At 67.1% G+C, this 25,035-nt stretch carries 27 protein-coding genes; 7 read left to right on the top strand and 20 right to left on the bottom strand.

What is annotated here, in order from left to right; translation table 11 throughout:
- Positions 1 to 80 precede the first annotated feature (80 nt).
- The 5 genes from LOY33_RS04395 to LOY33_RS04375 all read right to left on the bottom strand — a co-directional run bounded on the left by LOY33_RS04395 (position 81) and on the right by LOY33_RS04375 (position 5,575).
- Positions 81 to 746, bottom strand: a complete 666-nt coding sequence (locus tag LOY33_RS04395; protein WP_054916316.1) for a methionine ABC transporter permease — start codon at positions 744 to 746, stop codon at positions 81 to 83.
- On the bottom strand, positions 743 to 2,116 hold the full coding sequence (locus LOY33_RS04390; RefSeq protein WP_236177004.1) for an LLM class flavin-dependent oxidoreductase: 1,374 nt from the start codon (positions 2,114 to 2,116) through the stop codon (positions 743 to 745). The genes LOY33_RS04395 and LOY33_RS04390 overlap by 4 nt, the downstream gene beginning before the upstream one ends.
- A 9-nt stretch (positions 2,117 to 2,125) precedes the next feature.
- Positions 2,126 to 3,349: an SfnB family sulfur acquisition oxidoreductase gene (locus tag LOY33_RS04385; RefSeq protein ID WP_054916314.1), complete on the bottom strand. Its 1,224-nt coding sequence runs from the start codon at positions 3,347 to 3,349 to the stop codon at positions 2,126 to 2,128.
- A 262-nt stretch (positions 3,350 to 3,611) separates the two neighbouring features.
- Positions 3,612 to 4,823 carry a YeeE/YedE family protein gene (locus tag LOY33_RS04380; RefSeq protein WP_054916313.1) on the bottom strand — a complete coding sequence of 404 codons (1,212 nt, stop codon included), beginning with the start codon at positions 4,821 to 4,823 and terminating at the stop codon, positions 3,612 to 3,614.
- Between the two features lie 62 nt (positions 4,824 to 4,885).
- Positions 4,886 to 5,575 (bottom strand): CPBP family intramembrane glutamic endopeptidase, encoded by a 690-nt coding sequence (locus LOY33_RS04375; RefSeq protein WP_088515301.1) that lies wholly within the window; start codon positions 5,573 to 5,575, stop codon positions 4,886 to 4,888.
- A gap of 217 nt (positions 5,576 to 5,792) precedes the next feature.
- Here LOY33_RS04375 and LOY33_RS04370 point away from each other — a divergent pair, with 217 nt between their 5' ends.
- From LOY33_RS04370 to LOY33_RS04360, 3 genes are all read left to right on the top strand, one after another.
- Positions 5,793 to 6,512, top strand: coding sequence for an SDR family oxidoreductase (locus LOY33_RS04370; RefSeq protein ID WP_043864432.1), 720 nt, complete (start codon positions 5,793 to 5,795; stop codon positions 6,510 to 6,512).
- Positions 6,513 to 6,613: 101 nt separating this feature from the next.
- A complete protein-coding gene (locus tag LOY33_RS04365) occupies positions 6,614 to 7,141 on the top strand; it encodes a UPF0149 family protein (protein WP_054916311.1) in 528 nt (175 codons plus the stop codon).
- 123 nt (positions 7,142 to 7,264) lie between these two features.
- Positions 7,265 to 7,789 (top strand): hypothetical protein, encoded by a 525-nt coding sequence (locus LOY33_RS04360; protein ID WP_229589527.1) that lies wholly within the window; start codon positions 7,265 to 7,267, stop codon positions 7,787 to 7,789.
- Here the strand turns inward: LOY33_RS04360 and LOY33_RS04355 are convergent.
- From LOY33_RS04355 to LOY33_RS04335, 5 genes are all read right to left on the bottom strand, one after another.
- Positions 7,767 to 10,169 carry a TonB-dependent receptor gene (locus tag LOY33_RS04355; protein WP_258661844.1) on the bottom strand — a complete coding sequence of 801 codons (2,403 nt, stop codon included), beginning with the start codon at positions 10,167 to 10,169 and terminating at the stop codon, positions 7,767 to 7,769. The genes LOY33_RS04360 and LOY33_RS04355 overlap by 23 nt on opposite strands.
- 89 nt (positions 10,170 to 10,258) lie before the next feature.
- On the bottom strand, positions 10,259 to 11,233 hold the full coding sequence (locus LOY33_RS04350) for a FecR domain-containing protein (RefSeq protein WP_054916308.1): 975 nt from the start codon (positions 11,231 to 11,233) through the stop codon (positions 10,259 to 10,261).
- Positions 11,230 to 11,748, bottom strand: a complete 519-nt coding sequence (locus tag LOY33_RS04345) for a sigma-70 family RNA polymerase sigma factor (protein ID WP_043864428.1) — start codon at positions 11,746 to 11,748, stop codon at positions 11,230 to 11,232. The genes LOY33_RS04350 and LOY33_RS04345 overlap by 4 nt, the downstream gene beginning before the upstream one ends.
- 67 nt (positions 11,749 to 11,815) lie before the next feature.
- Entirely contained in the window at positions 11,816 to 12,403 is a 588-nt protein-coding gene (locus LOY33_RS04340) for a hypothetical protein (protein ID WP_153046064.1), read from the bottom strand.
- Positions 12,404 to 12,473: 70 nt separating this feature from the next.
- Positions 12,474 to 13,283 carry an AraC family transcriptional regulator gene (locus LOY33_RS04335; RefSeq protein ID WP_058541391.1) on the bottom strand — a complete coding sequence of 270 codons (810 nt, stop codon included), beginning with the start codon at positions 13,281 to 13,283 and terminating at the stop codon, positions 12,474 to 12,476.
- A gap of 82 nt (positions 13,284 to 13,365) precedes the next feature.
- Between LOY33_RS04335 and LOY33_RS04330 the strand changes: the two genes are divergently transcribed.
- Complete coding sequence (locus tag LOY33_RS04330; RefSeq protein ID WP_054916306.1) at positions 13,366 to 14,289, top strand: DMT family transporter; 924 nt, start codon at positions 13,366 to 13,368, stop codon at positions 14,287 to 14,289.
- Here LOY33_RS04330 and LOY33_RS04325 read toward each other — a convergent pair.
- On the bottom strand, positions 14,201 to 14,746 hold the full coding sequence (locus LOY33_RS04325; RefSeq protein ID WP_054916305.1) for a sterol desaturase family protein: 546 nt from the start codon (positions 14,744 to 14,746) through the stop codon (positions 14,201 to 14,203). The genes LOY33_RS04330 and LOY33_RS04325 overlap by 89 nt on opposite strands.
- A 29-nt stretch (positions 14,747 to 14,775) precedes the next feature.
- Positions 14,776 to 15,405 carry a TetR/AcrR family transcriptional regulator gene (locus tag LOY33_RS04320; protein ID WP_043864423.1) on the bottom strand — a complete coding sequence of 210 codons (630 nt, stop codon included), beginning with the start codon at positions 15,403 to 15,405 and terminating at the stop codon, positions 14,776 to 14,778.
- Between the two features lie 129 nt (positions 15,406 to 15,534).
- Here LOY33_RS04320 and LOY33_RS04315 point away from each other — a divergent pair, with 129 nt between their 5' ends.
- Both LOY33_RS04315 and LOY33_RS04310 read left to right on the top strand, forming a co-directional pair.
- On the top strand, positions 15,535 to 16,617 hold the full coding sequence (locus LOY33_RS04315) for a sugar phosphate isomerase/epimerase (RefSeq protein WP_210014488.1): 1,083 nt from the start codon (positions 15,535 to 15,537) through the stop codon (positions 16,615 to 16,617).
- On the top strand, positions 16,614 to 17,456 hold the full coding sequence (locus LOY33_RS04310) for an alpha/beta fold hydrolase (RefSeq protein WP_058541389.1): 843 nt from the start codon (positions 16,614 to 16,616) through the stop codon (positions 17,454 to 17,456). Before LOY33_RS04315 ends, LOY33_RS04310 begins: the two co-directional genes overlap by 4 nt.
- A 73-nt stretch (positions 17,457 to 17,529) precedes the next feature.
- Here LOY33_RS04310 and LOY33_RS04305 read toward each other — a convergent pair whose 3' ends face one another.
- Entirely contained in the window at positions 17,530 to 17,922 is a 393-nt protein-coding gene (locus LOY33_RS04305) for a lysozyme inhibitor LprI family protein (RefSeq protein WP_258661825.1), read from the bottom strand.
- A 25-nt stretch (positions 17,923 to 17,947) separates the two neighbouring features.
- Positions 17,948 to 18,850: a LysR family transcriptional regulator gene (locus LOY33_RS04300; RefSeq protein ID WP_078479918.1), complete on the bottom strand. Its 903-nt coding sequence runs from the start codon at positions 18,848 to 18,850 to the stop codon at positions 17,948 to 17,950.
- Between the two features lie 94 nt (positions 18,851 to 18,944).
- Here LOY33_RS04300 and LOY33_RS04295 point away from each other — a divergent pair, with 94 nt between their 5' ends.
- On the top strand, positions 18,945 to 19,418 hold the full coding sequence (locus tag LOY33_RS04295) for a DMT family transporter (protein ID WP_054916300.1): 474 nt from the start codon (positions 18,945 to 18,947) through the stop codon (positions 19,416 to 19,418).
- Positions 19,419 to 19,422: 4 nt separating this feature from the next.
- On the opposite strand, the gene LOY33_RS04290 is transcribed toward LOY33_RS04295, so the two are convergent.
- The 6 genes from LOY33_RS04290 to LOY33_RS04265 form a co-directional block, all read right to left on the bottom strand.
- Positions 19,423 to 19,944 carry a hypothetical protein gene (locus tag LOY33_RS04290; protein ID WP_043864417.1) on the bottom strand — a complete coding sequence of 174 codons (522 nt, stop codon included), beginning with the start codon at positions 19,942 to 19,944 and terminating at the stop codon, positions 19,423 to 19,425.
- A 15-nt stretch (positions 19,945 to 19,959) separates the two neighbouring features.
- A complete protein-coding gene (locus LOY33_RS04285; RefSeq protein WP_258661821.1) occupies positions 19,960 to 20,487 on the bottom strand; it encodes a hypothetical protein in 528 nt (175 codons plus the stop codon).
- Entirely contained in the window at positions 20,488 to 21,036 is a 549-nt protein-coding gene (locus LOY33_RS04280) for a hypothetical protein (protein ID WP_054916297.1), read from the bottom strand.
- A 73-nt stretch (positions 21,037 to 21,109) separates the two neighbouring features.
- Positions 21,110 to 21,667, bottom strand: coding sequence for a GNAT family N-acetyltransferase (locus LOY33_RS04275; RefSeq protein ID WP_043864414.1), 558 nt, complete (start codon positions 21,665 to 21,667; stop codon positions 21,110 to 21,112).
- Positions 21,664 to 23,256, bottom strand: coding sequence for a J domain-containing protein (locus tag LOY33_RS04270; protein ID WP_052504323.1), 1,593 nt, complete (start codon positions 23,254 to 23,256; stop codon positions 21,664 to 21,666). The genes LOY33_RS04275 and LOY33_RS04270 overlap by 4 nt, the downstream gene beginning before the upstream one ends.
- Positions 23,257 to 23,266: 10 nt before the next feature.
- Entirely contained in the window at positions 23,267 to 24,961 is a 1,695-nt protein-coding gene (locus tag LOY33_RS04265; protein WP_043864413.1) for a molecular chaperone HscC, read from the bottom strand.
- Positions 24,962 to 25,035 lie beyond the last annotated feature (74 nt).

Below are 25,035 nucleotides of genomic sequence, written 5' to 3'. Positions count from 1 at the left end.
GAACAGGTAGAACATTGGCCGCCGTGGGATACGTGGGCCGGCGGCAGCGAAACCCGGCTGCCGCTGACGGGAAACACAATTCAACGCCGGGTGAAGCGCCGCACCAGCCGGTCGCCACTCACCTGCAGCACCTGTACCAGCACGATCAGCAGCAGCACGGTCACCACCATCACGTCGGTCTGGAAGCGCTGGTAGCCGAAGCGGATCGCCAGGTCGCCCAGGCCGCCGCCGCCGACCACCCCGGCCATCGCCGTGTAGTCCACCAGCACGATGGCGGTCACCGTCACCGCCGCAATCAGGCCGGTGCGCGCCTCGGGCAGCACGGTGTGCCACACGATCTGCCAGGTGCTGCCACCCATCGACTGGGTGGCCTCCACCAGGCCGCGGTCGACCTCGCGCAGGGCGATTTCCACCAGCCGCGCAAAGAACGGCGTACAGCCGATCACCAGCGGCGGTATGGCGCCGGGCACGCCCAGCGAAGTACCGGCCACCACCTGGGTGAGCGGGATCAGCACAATCAGCAGGATGATGAACGGCATCGAACGCAGCACGTTCACCACCACCGACAGCACGCGGTACACCAGCGGCGAGGCCAGCAACTGGCGCTGGCCGGTGAGGTACAGCAGCACCCCCAGCGGCAGCCCCATCAGCACCGTGAAACCCAGCGCTACGCCGAGCATGCTCAAGGTGTCGAGGCAGGCCTGGCCCACCTCGGGCCAGTTGACATGGGCCAGCAGCTCGCTCATTGCCCAGCGCCCCTGCGCAGCGCGGCGGCCGGGTGCGGCGCGCCCAGCCGGTCACCTGCGCCGAACAGCTTGTTGCGCAGCGTGCCCGGGGCGTAATCGCGCTTGAACAGGCCACGGGCCTGCAGCTCGGGCACCAGCAGGTCGACCACCGCCTCGAAGGTTTCCGGGGCCACCACGCTGGCCAGGTTGAAGCCGTCCACGTCGGTGTCTTGCACCCATTCCTGCAACTGGTCGGCCACCGTCTGCGCCGAGCCCACCAGCACCGGGCCGTCGCCGCCGATGGCGCAATAGTCGGCAATTTCGGCGGTGGTCCAGGTGCGGCTGGGGTCGGCACGGGTGAAGGCTTCCACCGCCGACTGGATCGCATCGCTTTGCACTTCGCGCAGCACCTGGTCGCTCTGGTACTGGGCGAAGTCGATGCCGGTCCAGCCCGACATCAGCGTCAGCGCACCGCTGGCGCTGGCGTACTCGCGGTACTCGCGCAGGCGCGCCAGGGCCTGTTCATCGGTGGGGGCGACAATCACCGTAAGCTGCTCCAGCACCAGGATATCGCCCGGTGCGCGGCCGGCCGCCACCGCCGCAGCGCGCACCTGCGCCACCTGGTTCTTGAGCACCGTCTTGCTCGGCGCAGCAACGAACACGCACTCGGCGTTGGCCGCCGCAAACGCCCTGCCGCGCGTCGAAGCACCGGCCTGGTACAGCACCGGGGTGCGCTGGGGCGAAGGCTCGCACAGGTGAAAGCCCGGTACCTGGAAGAACTCGCCCTGGTGGCCGATGCCGTGCACCTTGGCCGGGTCGGCATACACCCCGCTGGCGCGGTCGGCGCGCACGGCGTCGTCTTCCCAGCTGGCCTCCCACAGTTTGTAGCAGACCTGCAGGTACTCCTCGGCCAGGGCGTAGCGCTGGTCATGCGACAGCTGCTCGCGCTGGCCCAGGTTGCGCGCCCCGCTGGACAGGTACGAGGTGACGATGTTCCAGCCGGCGCGGCCACGGGTCAGGTGGTCGAGCGTGGACATGCGCCGGGCAAACGGGTACGGGTGCTCGAACGACACCGAGGCGGTCACGCCAAACCCCAGGTGCTCGGTGACGGCGGCCATGGCCGGCACCAGCTGCAGCGGGTCGTTCACCGGCACCTGCGCTGCCGTGCGCAGCGCCTCGTCGGCGTTGCCGCCGTACACGTCGTAGGCGCCCAGCACATCGGCGATGAACAACCCGTCGATCTTGCCGCGCTCCAGGGTCCTGGCCAGCTCGGTCCAGTAGTGGATGTCGGTGTAGCGCGTGGCCTGGTCACGCGGATGGCGCCACAAGCCCGGCGACAGGTGGCCGACGGTGTTCATGGCAAAGGCATTGAGGCGTATCTGCTTGGGCATGGTGGCGGCCTAGTTCCAGTCGTGACGCTGTGGCTTGGCTCCGTTCAAGGCCCAGTTGCCCACCAGGTGGTACTTCCAGCGCACCGGGTCGTGCAGGGTGTGCACGCGGGCGTTGCGCCAGTGCCGGTCGAGGTTGTGGCGCACCTGGGTGGAGCGCGTGCCGCCCAGCTCGAACAGGCGGTTGCTGGCCTCGATCGCCGCTTCGGTGGTCAGCACCTTGGCCTTGGCCACGGCCACCGAGGCCTGGGCCACCGAGTCCTCGTCGGGGGCCAGGCTGGCCCGGTCGAGCACCTTGCCGGCGCGCTCCAGCAGGGCCTCGGCGGCTTCCTGGCGAATCTCCAGCGCGCCGATCTGCACGATGGTCAGCGGGTCCTGGCTGGCCTGCTCCACGCCCGCATCGATCCACGGGCGGGCCTGCTCGCGGATGAAGGTGATGGCGTCGTCCAGCGCCGCACGGCCGATGCCGGCGTCGATGGCGGCGGTGGTCAGCTGCGCGAAGGGGCCGGCCAGGGTCGGGGTTTCGTACGAGCGGTAGGTGGGAAACAGGTTGAAGGCCGGCACGATCAGTTGCTGCGCCAGCACCGTGCCGCTGGAGGTGGTGCGCTGGCCGATGTTGTCCCAGTCATCGACGATCACCAGGCCCGGGGTATCGCGGCGCACGAAGGCCAGTTGCGAGCGGTCCTGCGCGTCCAGCGCCAGCACCCCCAGCCAGTGCGCGTACAACGAGCCGGTGCAGTAGCCCTTGCGCCCGTCGATGCGGTAGCCATCGGCATGGGGCACGATGCGGGTCTGGATCTCCTTGACGTTCTTGCCGCCGGTTTCCGACAGCGCATTGGCAAAGCGGTGCCCGGCCAGCACCAGGTCGAAGAAGAAGCGCTTCTGCTCTTCGCTGCCCTGCAGGCGGATGTCTTCGAGCAGGCAGTAGTGGTTCTGCGGTATCTGCCCCAGCGAAGGGTCGGCGGCGGAGATGATCGCGATCACTTCGGCCAGGGTGGCGAAGGACACCTGCGCCCCGCCGTATTGTTTCGGTACGGTGATGCCCCACAGGCCGCTGTTGGAGAACGCATCCACCACGTCGGCCGGGACCTGGCGGCTGCGGTCGCGCTCGGACGCGCCTTCGCGCAGCAGCGCGGCAACCCGATGGGCAATGGCGATGGCTTCGGCATCGTCACGGATGACGTGGGCATCCGGCTGGCGGATGTCGTAGTGGGCAGATACAGGGGTGGCAGTCATGGTCTATCTCGATGAGTACACAGAGTCACCCGTGAGATAGCACAACCCATGCCACTTGAATTTCACCTATAAATCAATGAGTTACGCACAACATAAAGCGACATGGCTGGATGCACGGCAACAAAGTGTTGGCCAACTGTTCGCAGTGCAACAGTACGACAGCGGTCAGTTGCTCCCCGTACACCGCGCGCCTATTCGCAGTAACGGGCGGGCATGAAAAAACCGGCTACTGCGAGCCGGTTCCCTTGCAGTACCGCCAGCCTCAGCCGCCGCTGGCTGCCACGCTCTTGCGTTCAGCCACGAAGAACAGCGGGCGAATCCGCACCCCCACCACGTTGCCGGCATACGCCGCCACCAGCCACAGCCAGCCATGCACGCTGCCCGAGGCGATGCCGCTGAAGTACGCGCCGATGTTGCAGCCATACGCCAGCCGCGAGCCGTAGCCCAGCAGCAGGCCGCCGATCACCGCGGCCAGCAGCGAGCGCATCGGAATCCTCAGGCTCGGCGCGAAGCGCCCGGCCAGGCCTGCTGCCAGCAACGCACCCAGCACGATGCCGATGTCCATCACCGTGGTCACGTCCTCCCACAGCGGTGCAGCCAGCGCCTTGGCGTTGCCCGGCATCTGCCAGAACGCCCAGCTGCCCACGTCCACGCCCAGCCCGCTCAGGGTCTTGGCGCCCCACAGGGCGAACGCCGAGGTGATGCCCCACGGCCGGCCCGCCAGTGCCAGGGTCGCGTAGTTCAGCAGCGCCAGGCCGATCGCGCCCCACACCAGCGGCCACGGGCCACGCAGGAAGCGACGCAGGCCCTCATGCTGGCTGCCTGCCGGGGCCTCGAGGGCGCCGTGGCGACGCTTCTCCAGCACCACCGTGCCCCAGGCGATCAGGCCGAACACCACCAGGTTAAGCACCAGCGCGGGGGCCACGCCAAAGGTCTGCACCACGGAGGTGGCCGGGAACGACGGCAGCGCGAACCACCAGTCGGCGTGGTGGGTTGCGGTTACCGAACCGATGATGAAGAACAGCAGCGTCACCAGCATGCGCGCGTTGCCACCGCCCACGGTGAACAGTGTGCCCGACGCACAGCCGCCGCCCATCTGCATGCCGATGCCGAAGATGAACGCACCGAACACCACCGACACCCCGGCCGGCGCCACCAGCCCGGTCACCGGCTGGCCGAACAGCGTGCCGGCGCCCAGGGCCGGAAAGAACAGCAGCACGGCGATAGCCAGCATCACCATCTGCGCGCGCAGGCCGGCGCCACGGCGCTCATTGATGAACACCCGCCAGGCGGACGTGAAGCCGAACGCGGCGTGGTACAGCGTGAGGCCCAGGGCGGCGCCGACGATCAGCAGCAGCACCTGTTTGATGCCCACGCTGGCATTCAGAAAGACGGCGCCGACCACCAGCAATGACAGCGCAACCAGTGGCGCGCCGAGACGGCGCTCAGGCGCCGCGGAGAGAGAAAGACCCATGACGATACTCGGATATAGACGGAACAGGCCGCGAGTATACCGTCACCAGCCGCCGTGCGGGCTCACGGATAGAACAGCGGGTACATCGCCAGTGCCAGGGTCGAGGCGCAGGCATGCATCGCCATGGGCACCAGCAGGCCGCCGGTTCTGATCCGCGCATAGGCCAGCATCAGGGCGAGGATGAACAACAGCACCACGGTCGACCTGAAGGTGTACTGCAGGTGGATGGCGGCAAACGCCAGTGCGCTGACCACGATCGCCACCACCGCCCACAGCGGCTTGCGGAACGGGAACAGGTTGAGCAGAAAATGCCGGAATGCTAGCTCTTCGCCCAGGGGGGCGAGCACGATGACCATGCTGGTCAGCAGCACGCGATCGGCCAGCGAACCGGCACCGAGCAGGGTCATGAACTGCAGCATGAACGGCTCGGCGGGCTGGTCGACCAGGGCGGCGTAGTTGTAGGCCAGCAGGTAGACCACCACCACGCTGGTCAGGCCAAGCCAGAGGGCCTTGTAGCTGAAGTTGGCCCCCCTGAAGGCATGCCCGGCCAGCGGGTTGCGCCGCAGCAACAGGTACAGCCCGCCGATGGCTGCACACGCCACCAGGTGGGCGCCGAACAAAGCCAGGGTGAAGTCCAGGCCACTGCCGAACAGAAAGGCGCCGGCGAACTGCGCGGTGAAGTACAGCAGCAGGCCCAGCAGCGCGAGGCCGATGCGCTTGCCGGTGGTGCTGGCGATGTAAGGGGTGGTCACGGGACTTCCTTGTACGGGGTTGTTCACAGCGTTCTCCTTGGCGGGGGGCGCATTATGGCGAGTTTCGCGGCTGCTGCGCAGCCCATCGCCGGCAGCCGGCTGCTACAGGCTAAGCGCTCAAGTAGATTCACATCTGGATACATCCGGCCATTTGCCATTCCCCTCGCCCTCTGTTTGCATCCGCGCTCTCTCCCCGTGCAGACAAGGAAATCACCCCATGAAAACCCTGGTAGTCGGTGCCAGCAAAGGGCTGGGCAAGGCCCTGATCGAAGGCCTCGGCGAGGCGGGCGACACGCTGGTCGGCGTGTCGCGCACGCGCCCCGACGGCATCGCCGCCAAGGCCGGCGTGCAGTTGAACTGGGTCGAAGCCAACCTGGCCGAGCCGGCCAGCGCCGCGCACGCCATCGCCCAGGCTGTGGCAGAGCACGGCCTCGACACGCTGATCTACAACCTCGGCATCTGGGAAGAGCTGGCCTTCGACCCGGCCTACGACTTTCTCGGCGACAGCGACGCGCAGGTACAGGCCATCGTCAGTTGCAACATCACCGCCACCCTGCTGCTGATCAAGCGCCTGCTGCCCACCCTGCTGCGCAGCGCCACCCCGCGCATCATCCTCACCGGTTCCACCTCCGGCCTGCCCCAGAGCGGGCGCCCCGAGGTGGCCTTCGGCGCCTCCAAGTTCGCCCTGCGTGGCATCGCCGATGCGCTGCGCGAAGGCTACCGCGAGCAACGCCTGGCCGTGACCTGCCTGAACCTGGGTTACCTCAACACCGAAGACCCGCTCAGCACGCCCCGCGACGTGGCCGAGCAACGCGGCGAAGGCCAGCTGATCCCCGTGCACGACGTGGTGCAGGTGGTGCGCATGGCACTGAGCCTGTCGTCGGCCAGCTACGTCAAGGAGCTGACCTTGCCGGCCCTGCTCGACGAGCGCTTCTGAGCGCTGATCAGCACGCTGGATAAAAACCGGCGAAAGCGCCATCCTTCCCGCCTTTGACGCGCAGCCTGGCTGCGCCCACCGTTATGTGAAGGACCTTTTTCATGCAGACGCTCAACGACACCGACTTCGAGTTCATCGAAGACATCCTGCTGCAGTATGGCGATGACCATTCGGTGCTCAACGCCTCGGAACTGGACGGCTACCTCACCGCGCTGGTGTCCGGCCCGGCGCCTGTGGCTATCGACGACTGGTTCCCGGGGATCTTCGGTGGTCGCCAGCCGGAATGGGAAAGCGCTGCAGACTGCCAGCGCTTCGTCGAGCTGGTGACCCTGCACGCGAACAACCTGGCCCAGCGTTTCTCGCCGCGCTTCGAGGAGACCGAGCACAACGGCCAGCCGCTGACGCTGGCCGAAGAGTGGTGCTTTGGCTACCTGCGCGGTGCAGGCCTGGCCAACTGGCCGGCCTTGCCGGCGGCGCAGCAGGTGGCACTGGATGTGATCGAGACCTGTGCCGCACAGGACAACTTCGAACTGCCCGCCGACCTGGATGTGGCGCTGCATCGCCAGCGCGTGGCCGCCATCGAGCCCGCGGCGCGGGCGTTGCAGGGGTACTGGGCGACGCAGCGCTGAAGCGGGCGGCGGCGCCGCCCATCGCGGGTCGAGCCCGCTCCCACAGGTTCGGCGCAGTTCCTTGTGGGAGCGGGCTTGACCCGCGATGACGCCAGCACATACCCCAACAATCCGGAGCAGTGCATGCCCACCACCCTCACCGCCGCCTTCCCCCACCACCTGGCCCGCGAAGTCCAGGACCTGGCCCGGCACCTCGACCTGCCCAACGGTGACCAGGGCATCGCCGTCACCCTCGACGGCGAACCCCTGACCCTGCCCTACCGCCTTCACCTGCCGGCTGCCGATACAGCCCGGTCACTGATCCACGCCTGCCTGCTCACCCGCCACCCCGACGGCCACGTGCGCGAGCGTTACCTGCAGCAGATCATTCGGGCACCAGAGGCGTGGGTCATCCCGTTCGTGTTCCAGCTCACCGGCGAATACGTGATCGAGCTGCTGGCGCTGTGCGAGGCCAACCTGCCGACCCTGGACGCCAGCGCCTACGGCCGCTTCTTCAACGACAACCCCGCCTACTTCAGCCTCACCCGCGCACGCATGGTCAGCTACTGGGATTGCTACCACCGCAGCCGCCACCCGCACCTGCGCAGCTACGTGGGCACCCGCCTGTTCCGCGCCTTCAGCGACTTCACAACGACCACTTCACGGTGAACATCACATTGCGCGGCTCGCCGAAGATGTTGGCCCCGGCCGGGTTGCTGATGCTCTGGTAGTAACGCTTGTCCGCCACGTTGTTGAGGTTGGTCTGCAACGTCACCGCCGGCGTCACGCGGTACTGGGCCATCAGGTCGGCCACGCTGTACCCGCCCTGCTTCACGCTGTAGCTGGTATAGGTGCGGCTCTGGGTGCGAAAGGCCCCGCCCACGCTCCATTGATCGAGGTCGCCCGGCAACTGGTAGCTGGTCGCCAGCTTGAACAGGTTGTACGGCGAATCACTGTCGAAGCGGTCACCCTTCTGCGCCGAGCCGGTCGCCTTCACATACTCGGCCGCCGCATAGGTATAGCCGGCCGACGCCTGCCAGCCCGGCGCCAGTTCGCCGCCCAGTTCCAGTTCCAGGCCGCGGGTACGAATTTCGCCGGCCGCCTCGTAGCAGGCATCCATGGTCGGGCAATCACCTGCCGGCAACGACTTGGCCAGGTTCTCCTGGTCGAGCTGGAACAGCGCGAAACTGGCGTTCAACGCACCACCGAAGTACTCGGCCTTGAGCCCGGCCTCGTAGTTGGTGCCGGTTACCGGCGCCAGCAGGCCACCGCTGCTGTTCTGGTACTCCTGCGGCTTGAAGATGCGCGTCCAGCTGGTGTAGACCGAGTAGGTGTCGTTCAGGTCATAGATCAGCCCCGCATACGGGGTGACCTCGCGGGTGGCCTTGTAGTCGGCGCCGAAGGCGTAGGCCCCGACCTCGGTGTGCTGCTGGTACTCATACCAGTCCAGGCGCGAGCCGAGGATCAGCTTCAGGTCATCGCGCAGGTTGAAACGCACGGCGGTGTAGGCACTGGACTGATCCACCTTGCCCTTGCGCGACCAGTTGTAGTCGATGGCCGGCCGGGGCACGTCCTTGTAGTGGAAGTTGTTGGGGTCCACGACATAGTTGAAGCTCGCATCCGGGCCGCCGCCAGGGCCGTCGTCGGTATCGTCGCGGCGGTAGCTCGCCCCCACCACCAGTTCATGGGTACGCCCGAACAGGCTGAACGGCCCGCTGGCATAACCATCGATACTCTTCTGCGTATGTTCGTAGGAGTAGCGCCCCACATTCAGTTGCAGCTCGTCGGCGGTCGGGTCGAGCCGGTAGTAGCTGCTGCCCAGCATCTCCAGGTTGGCCTTCAGCCAGCTGGCGCTCAGGCGCAGGCGCCAGTCGTTGTCCAGGCGATGTTCCACCTCGGCGAACACGCTCTTGTTGGTCTTGTCCCAGTAGGTCCAGTCGGGGCTGAAGCGCGACGAGCGGGAAATGTCGAGGAAGCTGCCATCGGCATGGGTCGGGCTGCCGTTCCAGTCCGCGCCGGGGTTGTCCTCGCGGTTGTAGTAGCCGCCCAGGGTCAGCGTGGTGGCGTCCGACAGGTCGAATTCGGTGATCCCGTACAGCAACTGGCGCTGGTTGCTGTAGGCATCGGTAAAGCTGTTCTTGTCCTGGTAGCTGCCCACCACTCGCCCGCGTACGGTACCGGCATCATTGAGGCTGCTGCTGGCGTCGATTTCGGTACGGTAGTTGTCCCAGCTGCCGGCTGCCGCCGTGAGGGTGATCTGCGGCGCCAGCGTGGGGCGCTTGCGCACCAGGTTGAGGGTACCCGACGGGTTGCCCGAGCCCACCATCAGGCCGGAAGCCCCGCGTACCACCTCCACCCGGTCGAACATCGCCAGGGTCGCGGTGCCCAGGGTGTCGCTGTCGTAGGCGATGGGCAGGCCGTCGACCATGATGTTGTCGATGGCCGCACCGCGCGAGTAGAACTGCGGGCGCTCGCCGCCGGTCTTGCGCAGAGTCAGCCCCGGCGTGTAGCTGGCGATGTCGTCCAGGGTCTGCATGTTCTGGTCGTCCATGCGCTGGCGGGTGACCACGGTCACCGACTGCGGGGTTTCCCGGGCCGAGGCCTTGAACTTGGTGGCCGTGGCCATGCTGGCGGTGGTGTAGGAGCCAGTGTTTTCCGTGACCTCGCCCAGCGTACTGCCGGTGATGCTGGTGGCACCCAGTTGCAGCGCATCACTGCTGTCGGTCTTCTCCAGGGTCAGGGTGCCGTTGTCGGTCACGCGCAGTTGCAGGCCGCTGCCCGCCACTGCCTGGCGCACCGCTGCCTCGGCGCTCAGTTGCCCGTTCACCGCCGCGCTCTGGCGCCCGCGCAGCAGCGCCGGGTCCACCACCAGGGTGCTGGCGCTTTGCCGGGCGATCTGGCGCAGGGCCTGGTCCAGTGGTTGCGCCGGCAACGCATAGCGCTGCATGGCTGGGTCCGCCCAGGCGCGGTTCAGGTCGAGGGAGCAGGCAGAAACGGCAACCGCGACAGCCAGTGCCAGGCGCGCGGGGCTCAGGAGTTGGGGACGCATGTGAAGGGCTTTCCTCGCAGGAAGTGAATGGGCGTTTCCTGCTATGTCCAGCGAGCCGAAAAAAGCCTTCACCCTGGCGGAATGTTTTTTCAGCGCAGGTCGATCAGGGTGATCGGCCCAAACGCCTCGACACTGATCGGCAGCACCTGCGCCAGCGATTGCAGGGCGCGGTCGCTGTCGTCCAGCGGGAACACCCCGAACACGCGCAGTTGCGCCGCCGCCGGGGAAACCCGCAGCACGCCGTAGCGGTAAGGGCGCAAGGCATCGATCACGCTGCCCAGAGACGCGTCGTCCACCTCCAGGCGACCTTCCATCCAGGCATCCAGGCGGCCTTGCTCATTGCCCAGGGGCGAGAGTGCATCGTCGGCAAAGCGCAGGGTCTGCCCGCTGTCCACCACGATGCTCTGCCCGGCGCGGTTACGCACCTGCACGCTGTGCTGCTGCACGCTGACGGCACTGCGCTGATCCAGCGTGGCGACACTGAAGCGCGTGCCCAGGGCCCGCACCCGGCCTTGCGCAGTGACCACCTCGAGGGGGCGGTGCGGGTCGCGGGCCACCTGGATGTTCAGCTCGCCGTGGCGCAGATGGATCACCCGGGCTTCGGCACTGAACGCCACCTCCACGGTGGTGCGCGCATTGAGCAGCAGCACGCTGCCGTCAGCCAGTTGAATGCGCCTGCGCTCGCCGGTGCCGCTGTAGTGGTCGCTGAACACGGCGTCCAGTGGCATGCGCCGTTGCACCGTCAACAACGCCGGCAGGCCCAGCATCAGCAGCAAGGCGCCGCCGCCGCGCAGCAACCGGCGCCGCTGCAGCGACAACCCGCTGCTGCGCAGGGCGCGGGTGGCCGCACTGGCGCTGCCGGGCACTTCCAGCAAGGGGTTCAAGGGTGTGTGGGTGGCCTGGGTAACCGCCTGCCAGGCCTGGCGATGGCTTGCATCCAGCGCCTGCCACTGCTCGAAAGCGTCGCGGTCGGCTGCCGTCGCCGCCCCCGAGCCCAGGCGCACGCTCCATTCGATGGCTTCGCGCACCGCCGGGGTCAGCGCTGCCAGGCTGCGGCCGCTCACGTGCCCGCGCCCAGTTGCGCCAGGTAGCAATGGGTCACGGCGCGCCGCACCCAGCGCTCGACGCTGCTCAGCGACACCTGCATCTGGTCGGCGATCTGCTGGTGGGTCAGGCCCTCCAGGCGGTTGAGCAGAAAGGCATGGCGCACCTTGGCCGGCAACCCGGCCAGCAAGGCATCCACCGCCTCCAGGGCCTCGCGCAGCACCGCCAGGGTTTCCTCGCACGGCGCCACCGGCTCGGGCAGGTTGGCCAGCGCTTCAAGGTAGGCACGCTCCAGCTCGCCGCGACGCCAGAAGGTGTACAGCACCCGCTTGGCGACCATGCACAGGAACGCCCGCGGTTCGTCCAGCTGACCCAGGTGCGGCGAAGTCAGGGTACGCAGGAAGGTGTCGTGGGTGAGGTCCGCGGCATCGGCGTGGGAATTGAGCCGACGGGCCAGCCAGCCGCGCAACCAGTGATGGTGTTCGGCGTACAGCAGGTGCAACGGGTGCTGGGCGGACGGGCGCGGGTTGGACATGCGAGGGGCACACTAATGGTAATTGTTCGCATTCTTATCCCTCGCCCTGGGATTTGCAAGCCGTGCCCTACTCGCGGCAACTGGGCGAGCCGCCCCAGCGCATGTTGCGAATGCAGAAGTAGCGGTTCTTTTTCAGGGTCACGGGGGCGATCGTGCAAGGCAGCACCGCCGGGTCGATCTCGATCGACATCTCATCGGCCGCGTAGCGATCGTCATCGAATTCGATCACGCAGGTGCCGTCCTCCTGCGCCCGCTCGGGAAAGCGCAGGCCCTGTACCACCTGATCGCCCATCTTCACCCGCAGCGGGCTCGGTGCCGATGAGCTGCACGCCTTGAGGGCCGGATGGTTGACGGTTATCCACAGGGGGTACTCGCCGCCTGTGCGGTCAGGGAACAACGGAATGAACAACAGCGACTGGTAGGTCGACTGACCGTGATTCACCACCTTGAGCCACAACGGGCTGGCGTTGCAGGTGGCGCCCAGCGACGCGCCGTAGCGCAGCTTGGGGTCGGTGTGGTCCTGCCAGCCGCCCAGGCGGTCGGGCTTCCAGTCATGGCCCCATTTGTATTCGGTACAGCCGCCCAGGGTGAGCAGCAAGCACAACAGCGTGGCGATACGGTGCACGGTGAAGTCCTTCCTTGGTGGAGCATCCATCGGGAACACATTGTCGGGGCCAGGCGCCTCGCCGGCAAGGCCGGCTCCTGAACGCCGGCTCCTGCACGAGTCAGCCGCGCTGGAAGCAGCCCGGGGTGATGCCGACCACTTTCTTGAAGGCCCGGGTCATGTGGCTCTGGTCGAAGAACCCGCAACGCAGCGACGCCTCGGCGATGCCCACGCCACTGCGCAGCAACTGCTGCACCCGCGCCACCCGCGTCTGGATCTGATAGCTGTGCGGCGATACGCCCACGCTCTTCTTGAACACCCGTATCAGGTACAGCGGATCGAGCCCCACCCACTGCGCCAGGTCGTTCAGCGCGATGTTCTGCGCGTACTGCTCGTCGAGCATCTGCCGCACCCGTCGCACCACTTCGCGTTCGTCGGCCACCGCCCGGGGCTGCGGCCCGCCGCACCGCTCGAACAGCTGGCTGACCAGGTGCAGCAGCACGCTCTCGCGCTCAAGGCTCGAACACGACTGCTCGATCACCTGATGCTGGTGCAGGAAGGCCTGGGCAAAGCCCATGTCGTGGGTCAGCGCCTGCTGGAACAGGTGGATATGCCCGTCGCCGAAACGCCCCTCGAATACCGCACGGTTGAGCCACTGCGGGTCGAGGTAGAGCATGCGGTAGCTCCAACCCTCGGCGCTGCCCGGCACGCCGTCGTGCATCTCGCCCGGGGTCAGGGTGACGATGCTGCCGGCGGTGCCCAGGTGCTGGGTGCCACGGTAGAAGAGCTTCTCCACGCCCGCACCGATCACCCCCACCGCGTAGCGCTCATGGGAATGGCGGCCGAAGGCCCGTGCGCTGTAGCGCGCCGCCAGCAATTCACAGCCCCCTTCGGGGACGCGCCAGAAGCGCGAGAAGTCCTGTTGCTCCATGGCCTGTCCAGTTTTGTGCAATACGCGCGCAGGGCGGGTGGATAAATTTGCCCGACTTCTTCGCAACAGACCAGAGAAAACCATGCAGTCATCCAACGGGGTCACCCTCTCCAGCAACCGGGCCATCGTCGAGCTGACACTGGGCGGGCTGATGCTCAGCCTGTCGGCGCTGGCGGTGGCCTTCGCCCATATCGGCGCCGGGGGCGCGGGTTTCTACCGGATGCTGATCGCCTCGGTGCTGTTCTACCTGCTGCTGCGGGTGAGAAGGCAACCTGCTCGCCTGGCCCACCCCAGGGCTCGACGCTACACCGCCCTGGCCGGCGTGTTCCTGGCCATCGACCTGATCCTGTGGCACCACAGCATCTACATCGTCGGACCGGGCATCGGCTCGATCCTGACCAACTGCCAGGTGTTCTTCATGACCTTGCTCGGGCTGTGCCTGCTCAAAGAGAAACCGTCGCTGTATTTCGTCGCCTCCATCAGCCTGGCCTTCGTCGGCCTGTACCTGTTGCTGCTGCCGGAGATGGGCAGCGCGCTGGGTATCCAGGGCGTGGTCTACGGCGTGCTGTCGGGGCTGGCCTATGCCGTGTGCGTGTACTACCTGAAAGTCACCACCCAACTGCCCCAGGGCGGCGGCGACAAGATCGCACAGATGCTGCACCTGAGCCTGTGGGCGGCCGGGGTGATGCTGGGGTACGCGCTGTTGCGGGGCGAGAGCCTGGCCATCGCCGACCAGCAGACCTTCTACATGCTGGTGATCTATGGCGTGCTGGTGCAGTTCGTCGGCTGGTTGCTGGTCAACCGCTCGATTGGTGCCATCAGCCTCGGGCTGGCAGGGCTGATCCTGCTGCTGGAGCCGGTGATCACCTACTTCATCGACGTGGCGTTTCTGGACAAGGCCAGTTCGGCCATGCAGATCACCGGGGCGCTGGTGACGGTGCTGGCGGTGTACATTGGCTCGATAAAGCCGCCGAGCAAGGCCCCGGCGCTGAGCGAGCCGGCCTGACACGGCGCTCGCGCAGCTGCTGCCTGAGCACATGCAGGGGCGGTGCGTAGAGGAAGCCGAACGACACGCTGTGCCTGCGCCCCTTCACCGCGTGGTGCATCAGGTGTGCGTGGTACAGCCGACGCAGATAGGGGTGGCGCGGCCTGGGGCGGGCGGGCCAGTGGCGGTGCACGATGCCGTCGTGCACCAACACGTAGATCAGCCCGAACCCCGCCACCCCTGCGCCCACCCACTGCAACGGGTCGTGGCCGGCATTGCCCAGCACGATCAGTGTGATCGCGGCCAGGGCCAGGATCAGCAGGTAGATATCGTTGGTTTCCAGCGTGCCCAGGTGCGGTTCGTGGTGCGAGCGATGCAGAAACCAGCCCCAGCCGTGCATCACGTACCTGTGCGCCAGATAACCGACACCTTCCATGGCGACCAGGGTGCAGAGAAAAATCGCGAAGTGGGCAATCATGGTCGGTACGGGGTTGGGAAATGACGGTGTCAGGGTATTTGATCGGCGGCCGATGGTCCATGCCCACCGGTAGCCAGGGCCAGCATCTGCATGGCCGGCGCCACTGCCTTGAGCAGGCGCTCACGCGCGATCCCGTCGCGGGCCTGCACCGACAACCCATGCAGCAGCGTGGCAAAAAAATCGCCCAGCGATTGCACATCGACCTCGGGTTTCAACTCGCCCGCCTCGGCCGCCTGCTGCAAGCGCTGAATGATCGACAAGGTTTTTTCGCGGCGGTGGTCGGCCAGCCATTCACGCACGGCGTCGTTGTCGGCCGAGCAGTTGGTGGCTGCCGACACCACCATGCAGCCCAGTGGGCCCGCTGGGCGGGTGTACAGGTCGACGGCATCGAGCAACAGCCGCTCGATGGCCTGGTAGGCCGTGGGTTGCTCGCTCAGCGCCTGGGTCGAAAATGCGCCCTCTTCGCGCTCATACAGCTCGATGGCCTCCTTGAACAAGCGCTCCTTGGAGCCGAACGCGGCATAGATGCGCGCCGAAGCGATACCCAGCGCAGCCACCAGGTCGCTCATGGACGTGGCTTCGAAACCGCGCGCCCAGAACACATCCCGGGCGGTGCGCAACGCGGCTTCACGGTCGAACTGGCGTGGTCGGCCTGCCATCTCGATAGTTCTCCAACCAGGAATGAAGGCGGCATTATCCGTAATTGTTTGTCGAAAGACAAAGAATACTTGACGGCGCGCAGACTGCATCCTTATTGTTTGTCGATCAACAAACAATAGGAGTTCCACATGATCACGTTGAAAGGCCCCAGCCTGCATCTGGCGCAATTCAGTGCCGACCAGGCACCGTTCGACTCACTGCCAAACATCGCCCGGTGGGCTGCGCACATGGGCTTCAAGGCGTTGCAGATACCGGCCTGGGACAAGCGTCTGTTCGATGTCGAGCTCGCCGCAAGCAGCCAGGCCTACTGCGACGACATCACTGCCATGCTGGCCGAACACGGGCTGGTGATCAGTGAGCTGACCACACATCTCTTTGGCCAGCTGGTGGCGGTACACCCGGCATACGACGCCTTGTGCGACAGTTTTGCACCGGCCCACCTGCAGGGCGACCCGGCTGCCCGCAGTGCCTGGGCGGTGCACCAGCTCACCTGCGCGGCCATCGCGTCGCGGCGCCTGGGCCTGAGCGACATGGGGACTTTTTCCGGTGCACTGGCATGGCCGTACGTCTTTCCCTTCCCGCAACGCCCCGACGGCCTTGTTGAAACAGCCTTCGCCGAGTTGGCCAGGCGCTGGCTGCCGGTGCTCGATACCTGCGCCGAACAGGGCATCAACCTGTGCTTCGAAATTCACCCCGCCGAAGACCTGCACGACGGCGCAAGCTTCGAGCTGTTTCTCGAACACGTCGGTCACCACCCGCGCTGCAAGATGCTGTTCGATCCCAGCCACCTGATCCTGCAGCAACTCGACTACCTGGCGTTCATCGACCACTACCGGGACTACATCCGCATGTTCCACGTCAAGGACGCCGAGTTCCTGCCCACCGGCAAGCAGGGCCTGTTCGGCGGTTATCAACCCTGGCTCAAGCGCGCCGCACGCTTCCGTTCGCTGGGGGACGGGCAGGTCGACTTCAAGGGCATCTTCAGCAAGCTGGCCGAATACGACTACAGCGGCTGGGCCACGCTGGAGTGGGAGTGCTGCCTGAAAAACCAGCACGATGGGGCACGTGAAGGGGTGGCGTTCATCAACCGGCACATCATCCAGGTCACCGACACGGTGTTCGACGACTTCGCCGGTACCCCGGTGGCGCCGGCGGTCATCGCCAGGATGCTCGGCCTTGAAGGCAACCCTGTCGGGGAGCTGCAACGATGAGCACGCACACTCACCATTACGCCCATGTGCACGGCCTGCGCCTGCACTACGTCACCCAGGGCGAAGGGGCACCGGTACTGCTGATCCCCGGCTGGCCACAGACCTGGTACACCTGGCGGCACGTCATGGCGGCCCTGGCCGACAACGGTTACCAGGCGATTGCCGTGGACCTTCCCGGCATGGGGCTTTCCGACAAGCCGCTGGACGGCTACGACACCGGCACCTGCGCCGCCCGCCTGCACGCGCTGATGGGGCAACTGGGGCACGAACGCTATGCCGTGGTGGGCCACGATGTGGGCATGTGGGTGGGGTATGCCCTGGCCAGCGATTTTCCGGGGGTGGTGAACCGGCTGTGCCTGAGCGAAGCGGTGATTCCGGGCCTGGCGCCGGCGCCGTCGATCTTCGCGCCGCCGGAGCAGAACATCTTCCTGTGGCACTTCATGTTCAACCAGTTGCAGGACCTGCCCGAGGCGTTGATTACCGGGCGCGAAGCGCAGTACCTGAGGTTCATGTTCGAGAAATGGGCTGTGCGCCTGGATCGGGTGGCGGTGGATACCTATGTGCAGGCGTACTCGGCGCCGGGGGGCTTGCGTGGCGGGTTTGCCTACTACCGCGCGATACCCGAAACGATTCGCCAGAACCAGCAGCGCGGGCAGGTGCCACTGGGCATGCCGGTGCTGGCGATCGGGGCGCAACTGGCAACCAATGATGCGCCGCGGGTAACCCTGGAGGGGCGCGCCACCACGTTGCAGGGCGCGATCATCGAGGGCTGCGGGCACTTTGTGACCGAAGAGGCGCCCGAGGCGTTTGTCGGGCACCTGCTGCCGTTTCTGCGCTGAGGGTTGCGGCGCGGCCTTCGCCAGCAAGGCGCGCGCCTGTCATCGAGCGCGTGCCATTGCCCGCGAAGGGCGTTCAAGGCGCCTGCAATGCCTCCAGCTCATCCGCGCGTTCGGAGGTCATGCGCAGGCGGCAGCCACCGCCATTGAGGATATCCATGGTGCCGCCGGTCTGCGTGAAGTAGAAATCGCAGTTGCTGTCGATGTACTTGATCCACGCCCGCTGCGCATCCCGGAGCTTGCCCTGCTGCACCGGCCCAAACGCGGCCATGGCCTTCTTGTAGACCTGGTTCAGGCGTTTGTCCTGGCGGGCGATCTCGGCGTGGTTGCATTCGTTCATGCTCACCGTGGTGTTCGCGGTGTCCATGCAGGCCTTGTACGCCACCGAAGTCTTGTCCTGCGCCAGCGCCAGCGGCGCAACTGCCGCCAGCGACAGCACCGCAACCCCCATCATCCGCTTGATACTCATGGCTTGCCTCTCCTGTTCTGACTGCCTAGGGCGCACAGGCTCGCATGACCTGCTCGCGCAACCAATGGTGCGCCGCTTCCTTTTTGCGTCGCTCGTGCCACACCTGCTGAAAGGCGAACGCGCGAATCGCCAGCGGCGGCTCGAAACAGCGCAACCCACGCAGCGCCTTGATGTTCTGCACGCTGCGCCGCGCCACGGTCAGCACCAGGTCGGTACCCACCAGCACGTCGCTGGCCGCGGCCCAGTGCGGCAACGCCAGCACCACCCGGCGCTGCTGCCCCTGCGCCGCCAGGGCCTGGTCGATCTCGTTGTCGGCCCCGGGCCGCATCGCCACCAGCACATGGGGGCGCGCCAGCCAGGCGGGCAGTGTCAGCCCGCCACGGGCCGGCAGCGTGGCGCGGTCGGCCACACACACGAACCCCTCCTCGAACAGCGTGGCGGCCTGCAACGGCTCGGCCAGGGTGGGGAATACGCCCAGCGCCAGGTCCACCTCGCCATCGAGCAACTGGCCGAGCATCGCCTCGCGGCTGCCCTGGCTGACCACCAGGTCGATGCCCGGTGCGGTCTCGCGCAGGCAGCGCATCAGGCCCGGCAGCACCACCCGCGCGCCATAGTCCGACATCGCCAGGCGAAAGCTGCGCCGCGCCCGCGCCGGCTCGAAACCGGGGCTGCCCAGCAGCGCATCCAGTTGCTGCAGGGCATCCTGCAACGGCGCCGCCAGTTCCAGCGCACGCAACGTGGGCTGCAGGCGGCCCGCACGGCGCACCAGCAGCGGGTCCTGGAAGATCTCGCGCAACTGCGCCAGCGCATGGCTCACCGCCGGCTGGCTGCGGTGCAGGCGCAAGGCCGCGCGCGAGACGTGCTGCTCGGCCAGCAGCGCATGCAGGGTCAGCAGCAGGTTGAGGTCGATACGGCGCAGATCATCCATGTGGCGAATAGCCCCTGTGCACAATTCGAATTTCCATCAGTGAAACAGATAACCAAGACTGTACCAAGCCCTCCATAGCCAGAAGGAAACCACCATGAACCTCAACCTCGCTGTCGCCATACCGCTGCTTGTCGCCCTGCTGGCCGGTGCCGCCGTGCCGTTCCAGGCCGGCGCCAACGCCGCGCTCGGGCGCCTGCTCGGGCACCCGCTGTGGGCCACGCTGATCTCGCTGGCGGTGAGCGTGCTGATGGTGCTGCCGGCCCTGCTGCTGATGCGCGCACCGCTGCCGCAACTGGCCAACCTCGGCCAGGCGCCGTGGTGGGCGTGGCTGGGTGGCGTGGCCGGGGTGGCCTACATCACCGCGGCGCTGATCCTCACCCCGCGCCTGGGCGCGGCCGGTTTCATCGTGTGCGTGATCGCCGGCCAGGTACTCTCGTCGCTGATCATCGACCAGTGGGGGCTGATGGGCCTGCCATCGCGCCCGGTCAACGGCCTGCGCATCGCCGGGGTGGCGCTGATCATCGTCGGCATGCTGGTGGTGCAATGGGGCACCCGCGCCAACCGTTGAGGGCTCACCAGGGGTGGGTGCGCTCGAACACGTAGCCGTGCTGGGGGAACGCATTGAACAGGATCACCCCCAGCACCACCAGCAACAGCAGCCAGTCGACAACGCGCAGACGCGGCACCTGGCGCACCTCGCGCCGGTCACGACAGTGCAGCGCTTGCCCCAGGGTCATCAGTACGAAGGCGCCGATCCACAGGTAGTACCCCACGCCCAGCGCGGTGAGTTGCACGAAATCGTAGGACTGCGGCGTGTTGTCCGGCACCGTGCTCACCACCAGGAACGACAGCCCCAGCAGCAGCGCCAGCACCGACAGGCCCAACCCCACCCGCGGCCACCAGCGGTGGGCCAGCAGCGCCAGGCCGAAGACCGGGTTGGCAAACCAGCCATAGATCTGGAACGGGATGCCCCACAGCCCGTACACCAGCAACCATACCGAACTCATGTGGGCACCGTTGTCGGTGTAGTAGGCATTGAAATACAGGCAGGCCACGTACAGCACCAGGCTGAGCGTGAGGTAATGACGTTTCACAGGAGTGTCCGCAGGTCAGATGGAATTGGAGGGTATTGCCGGGGCCGGAGGCGTGACATTGGCGCCGCTGCCCACGCTGAACGAGAACGCCGCCGTGGCATAGATCGCCGCCACCAGCACCCAGGCCAGCCAGCCCTGGCCCGGCCCGCCCGGCGCCTGCCGGCGGTTGAGAAACTGGCCGGCCACGTATGCCGCCAACGCCAGCAACCACAGGTAGTAGGCGCCGAGCAGGTTGGCCTGGCCATTGGCCTTGCGCGGCACCAGCGCGCTGTCGCCCCAGCCGATCACTGGCAGCCACTGCGCCGCCAGCACCAGTGCCGCGACCGCCGCCAACAGCGACAGCAGCGGCCGGTTGCGCCGCAGCATCAGTGCCAGGCACAGCAGCGGGTTGGACCACCAGGCGCTGCCACCCAGCCAGCCGAGGGTCAGCACATGCATGCCGCGCATGGTCACCTCGCTGACCGGCACGGCATCCAGAAACAGGCTGCCCAGGTACAGCGCCAGGCTCAGTACCACGTAATGCCGCTTGAACAGTGCCAGCATCTAGTTGACCCCGAGTTCGCAGTCGTCGCAGGCCGCTGGCGGCTCGCCGAGGTTCATGTAGACCGGTCGCGCCGGCGCGACGGTGGCCTTGACGAACGACAGTGGAATGGTCAGCACGATACCCGCCACCAGCACCCAGTGCAGCCAGCCCAGCGCTGGCTGGGTAAGCCTGGGCTGGCGCCGGTAGCGGTGCTGGCCGATCACGAATGCCAGCATCGAGGCCAGCCACAGGTAGTAGCCGGTGCGCACGTCAGGCCCGCCGTGGGGCGCCGGCGGGATCGGCGACCAGTCGGTCCAGCCCAGCGCCAGGGCCGAGCCCGCCAGCAGCAGTGCGCACCAGCCCAGGCGGTAAGCGGTTTTGGGGTCTTTGCGGTGGGTTGCGAAGGCGCCCAGCAGCAGCGGGTTGGCGAACCACAGGCCGCCGGCCAGCCAGCCCATCGACAGCGCGTGCATGCCGCGCAGCACCGAATCGTGCCCCCAGGCGCAGGCCTCCGGGTACAGGCAGGCGAGGTACAGCAGCAGGCTCAGCAAGCGGAAATCGAAGCGCACCAGTAAGTCCATTCAGCCGGGTGGGAAGCGGGGCGCGACGATAGCCCATCGCCTGCCCCGCTGTCCAAGTCATTCAGGCCGATTCGAGCAGCAGCCCGTACAACGCCGAATCCGACACCTCGCCGGCGATGCACCAGCGCTCGCGCAGCAGCCCTTCACGCTCGAAGCCCATGCGTTCGAGGGTGCGCGCCGAGGCACCGTTGCGCGGGTCGATCTCGGCCTCGAGGCGGCGCATGTTCAGGCCGATGGCAAGGTACTCGACGAACAGCTCCAGCGCCTCGCCCATGTAGCCCTGGCCCTGGGCGCTGCTGGCCAGGCAGTAGCCGATTTCGCCGCGGCGCGACTCGGCGTCGATGTTGAAAAACTGGCACATGCCCAGCAGCAGGTCGCTGCCCTGCGGGTAGATACCCAGCTTGAGGCTGCGCCCGGCCAGGTAGGCGGCGCGGTCGGCCAGCAAGGCCACTTCGGCTTCGTCCAGGGTCTGCCACGGCCCGTGGTGCCAGTAACGCATCACCTCGGGGTCGGCCATGATCCCCAGCCACTGCTCGGCATCGCGGGCCTGCATGGGCCGCAGTTGCAGGCGCGGCCCGTTCAGGCACAGCGCGGTGTCGAAAGCTTCAGGCAAACTCATGAAATTACTCCTGGTGGGTGAACCTGCCACCACGCCACCACGCCCACCGTTACCAGCAGGACCGCGGCCTGGGCCAGGTTGAATTCGTAGAGCCGGTGCAGCGTCACCCACGGCTGGCGCCACGCCGGGCCGCCTTCCTGTGGTGGCTGATACGGCAACAGGCCAAGCAGCCCGACAGCGAAGTAGCCCGTCAGCGCGACGATACCGGTCCACGGGTGGGTACCGGCCAGCATCGGGTAGATCGGCAGTGCCAGCAGCAGGCGCGGCACGCCATGGCGCAGCAGCAGACGCTCGCCATCGGGGTTGAACCGACGCGGGATCAGCCATTCGCTCAGGCGCAGGTCCAGCGCCAGCAGGTTCGGCGCGGTCCACAGCCAGAAACGCATGAACACCGCCGACAGTTGCACCGTCAGCAGCGAGCCCACCACGGCGGCAATCAGTACATTGGAGGGGTGCGCGAAGAAATCCGGCCCCGCCAGCCACAGCACGATCACCAGCACCATGCAGCTCATCACCCGCAGGTAGCTGCGCGGGTGCAGCGGGCGCGGCGCCAGCCTGCGCCAGAAGTACAGGTCGCGGTGCGGCACCTGGTCGAGCAGTTCGGGGTAGTGGTAGAGCAGGGTTTGCGTCAGATGCTCACAGGCTTCCCAGTCGGCCTCGCTGAAGCCCTGGGCCAGCGCCACCTGCTGCTTGAACTCGAGGTTGCGCAGCAGCAGGTAGGCCGCATTGCCCTCGGGGTTGGTGTGCCAGTGCCACTGCTCGGCCAGGGCCTGCTGGCGGGCGAACCAGGTATCGCGCCGGCAGCGCTCGTTCAGGCCCTGCCACAGGTGCGCGGGCCGGGGGCCACCGTCATCGTCGCTCCAGTTGAAGTAGCCGCACACGCGTTCGAACAGCGCGGTGCTGCTGCCGGGGTGATCGTGCAGCAGCTCCAGCAGCATGGCCTGGAACTGCTCGCGGCGGTCGAAGGGCTCCAGCCAGGCCTGCCCGCCCCAGTGCTGCAGGCTGGCGAAAAACGCCTGTTCGTCGCCCGCCTGCAAGTAGTGCTGCAACTGCGCGTGGCAGGCTTGCCAGAGGCTGCCCAGCAGTTCGTCGCCCTGGTACGCGCCGATCGGCACCGCCTGCCAGGGGGTGAACCAGCCACGCCTCGGCACCGCCCAGTGCAGGATGGGCAGGCGCAGGGTTTCGTCATCTAGGCTGCGCTGCAGCAACTGCTGCTCGAAGGCCGCCTCGCACCCCAGTTCACCGGCCTGGCGCCACAGGTTGTCGAGCTGCGCAGGGTCCAGCCCTTCGAGCAGCGCGCGGGCCTGTTGCTCCCTGGCGGGTGTGGGTTCGACGTCGACGTGCACCGCCGCGGCCTGCGGGGCTGGCACATCGGCCGATTCCAGCGCTGGCGCTGCATCGTCCTCGTGTGCCCAGCGGCTGCGCGCCAGCGCCTGTTCATAGGCCTCGCGCAGGCGCTGGAAGGCCTCGGGGTCCTCGTCGGGGCGGTGCACCTTGAGCAGGCGCGCATACTGGCGCCTGATACTGCGTTCATCAGCGCCCGGGGCCAGGGCCAGCACGCTCCAGCAGTCTTCGATCACGTCACTCATTGCCGCTCCTTCAGCGCCAGCTGTCCTGGCCCAGTTCATTCACGCGCTGTTCGAGCTCGTGGCGCACCTCGCGGATCTGGCGCTCGTCCTGGGTTTCCAGCACGCGCTGGAACTGCGCGGCCCAGGCCCCGATCAGCTCACGTACCTCGCCCAGGCTTTCCTGATACAGGCGCTCCAGGCGCGCCAGCAACAGGGTGTTGGGTTGCTGGTCACGCGGGTGGGTCTTGAGCTCGGCCAGCGCCGCCAGGCGTTCGCGTACCTCTTCGGGGCTGAGTACGCCGGGGTTGTTCTCGATCACCAGGGCATGCTGCTCGCCGGTCAGCGGGATGCTCACCTGGGCTTCGAGAATGCCGTTGATGTCGTAGGTGAAGCGCACGTCCAGGGCCACCTCGCCGGCCTTGCGCCGTGGCACCGGAATCTCCAGCACGCCCAGCAGCACGTTGTCGCGCACCAGGCGGCTCTCGCCCTGGAACACCTTGACCAGCACCTGCTCCTGCTGGTCGCCGACGGTGTACACCGTCTGCACCCGGCTCACCGGCACCACGCTGTTGCGCTCGATGATCGGCAGGTAGTGCCCGCTCTCGTGGCGGTCACCGACCTGGCGCACGGTTTCCATGCCCAGGGTGTAGGAGCACACGTCGGTCAGCACCACCTCTTCGAGCGCGGCATCCCGGGCCTTGAGCGCGGCCTGCACGGCGGCGCCGTGGGCCACCACTTCATCGGGGTTGAGGCTGATCGAAGGGAAGCGCCCGAACAGCCCGGCCGCCAGCTTGCGCACCAGCGGCATGCGCGTGGTACCGCCCACCAGCAGCACTTCGTCCAGGTCCGAGGCGCGGATGCGCGCATCGCGCAGGGCGCGTTCGATGGGGGTGCGCAGGCGTGCCAGCAGCGGTGCGAACAGGTCGGCCAGGGCGTCCTGGGTGTACACGTGGCGCCATTCGCGGCCCTCCACGCGTACCACGAAGTCGGCCTGCTGGGCCTGACCCAGCTGCCGGCGTACACGCTCGGCCTCGCGGCGCAGCGGCTGCAGCAGCGTGGTCGCGCCGGGGAAGTCGTTGCCCTGCTGGGCCTGCACGAAATGCTCCAGCAGCAACTGGTCGAAGTCTTCACCGCCCAGGTAGTTGTCGCCGGCGCTGGCGCGCACCTCCATCACCCCTTCGAACAGCTCCAGAATCGACACGTCGAAGGTGCCGCCGCCCAGGTCGAAGACCAGAAACGAGGTTTCCTTGTCGCGCTGGTGCAGGCCGTAGGCGAGTGCGGCGGCGGTGGGTTCGTTGATCAGTTTGTCGACGCGCAGCCCGGCCAGTTCGCCGGCCACGCGGGTGGCCTTGCGCTGGGCATCGCTGAAGTAGGCCGGCACGCTGATGACCGCCTCGGTGACCGGCTCGCCATAGGCACGCTCGACGTCTTCCTTGAGGCTCTTGAGCACCAGTGCCGAGAGTTCTTCGGGGCGGTAGGCACGCCCACCCAGGGTGACCTGCTGGTTGCTGCCCATGTAGCGCTTGAACAATGCGGTGGTCAGGTGCGGATGGGTGTGCAGGCGCTCGCGCGCCGCCTGCCCGACCAGCACCCGGCCCTGGTCGTCGAGCCCCACCACGCTGGGGGTGAGCGTGTGGCCGAGTGCGTTGGCCACCAGTTCAGTGGCGCCATCACGCCACACCGCCACCAGGCTGTGGGTCGTGCCCAGGTCGATACCGACGATCATCAGCGACTTCCCTCTCATCAAATCAGAGGGCGATGGTACTTGAGGTACCTGCGCTCAAGCCACCGCCTTCACGC

Source organism: Pseudomonas sp. B21-036 (assembly GCF_024748925.1).
Taxonomy (GTDB): Bacteria; Pseudomonadota; Gammaproteobacteria; order Pseudomonadales; family Pseudomonadaceae; genus Aquipseudomonas; species Aquipseudomonas palmensis.
The sequence above is the reverse complement of the archived record's forward strand: the minus strand, read 5'-3'. Positions and strand labels throughout refer to the sequence as shown.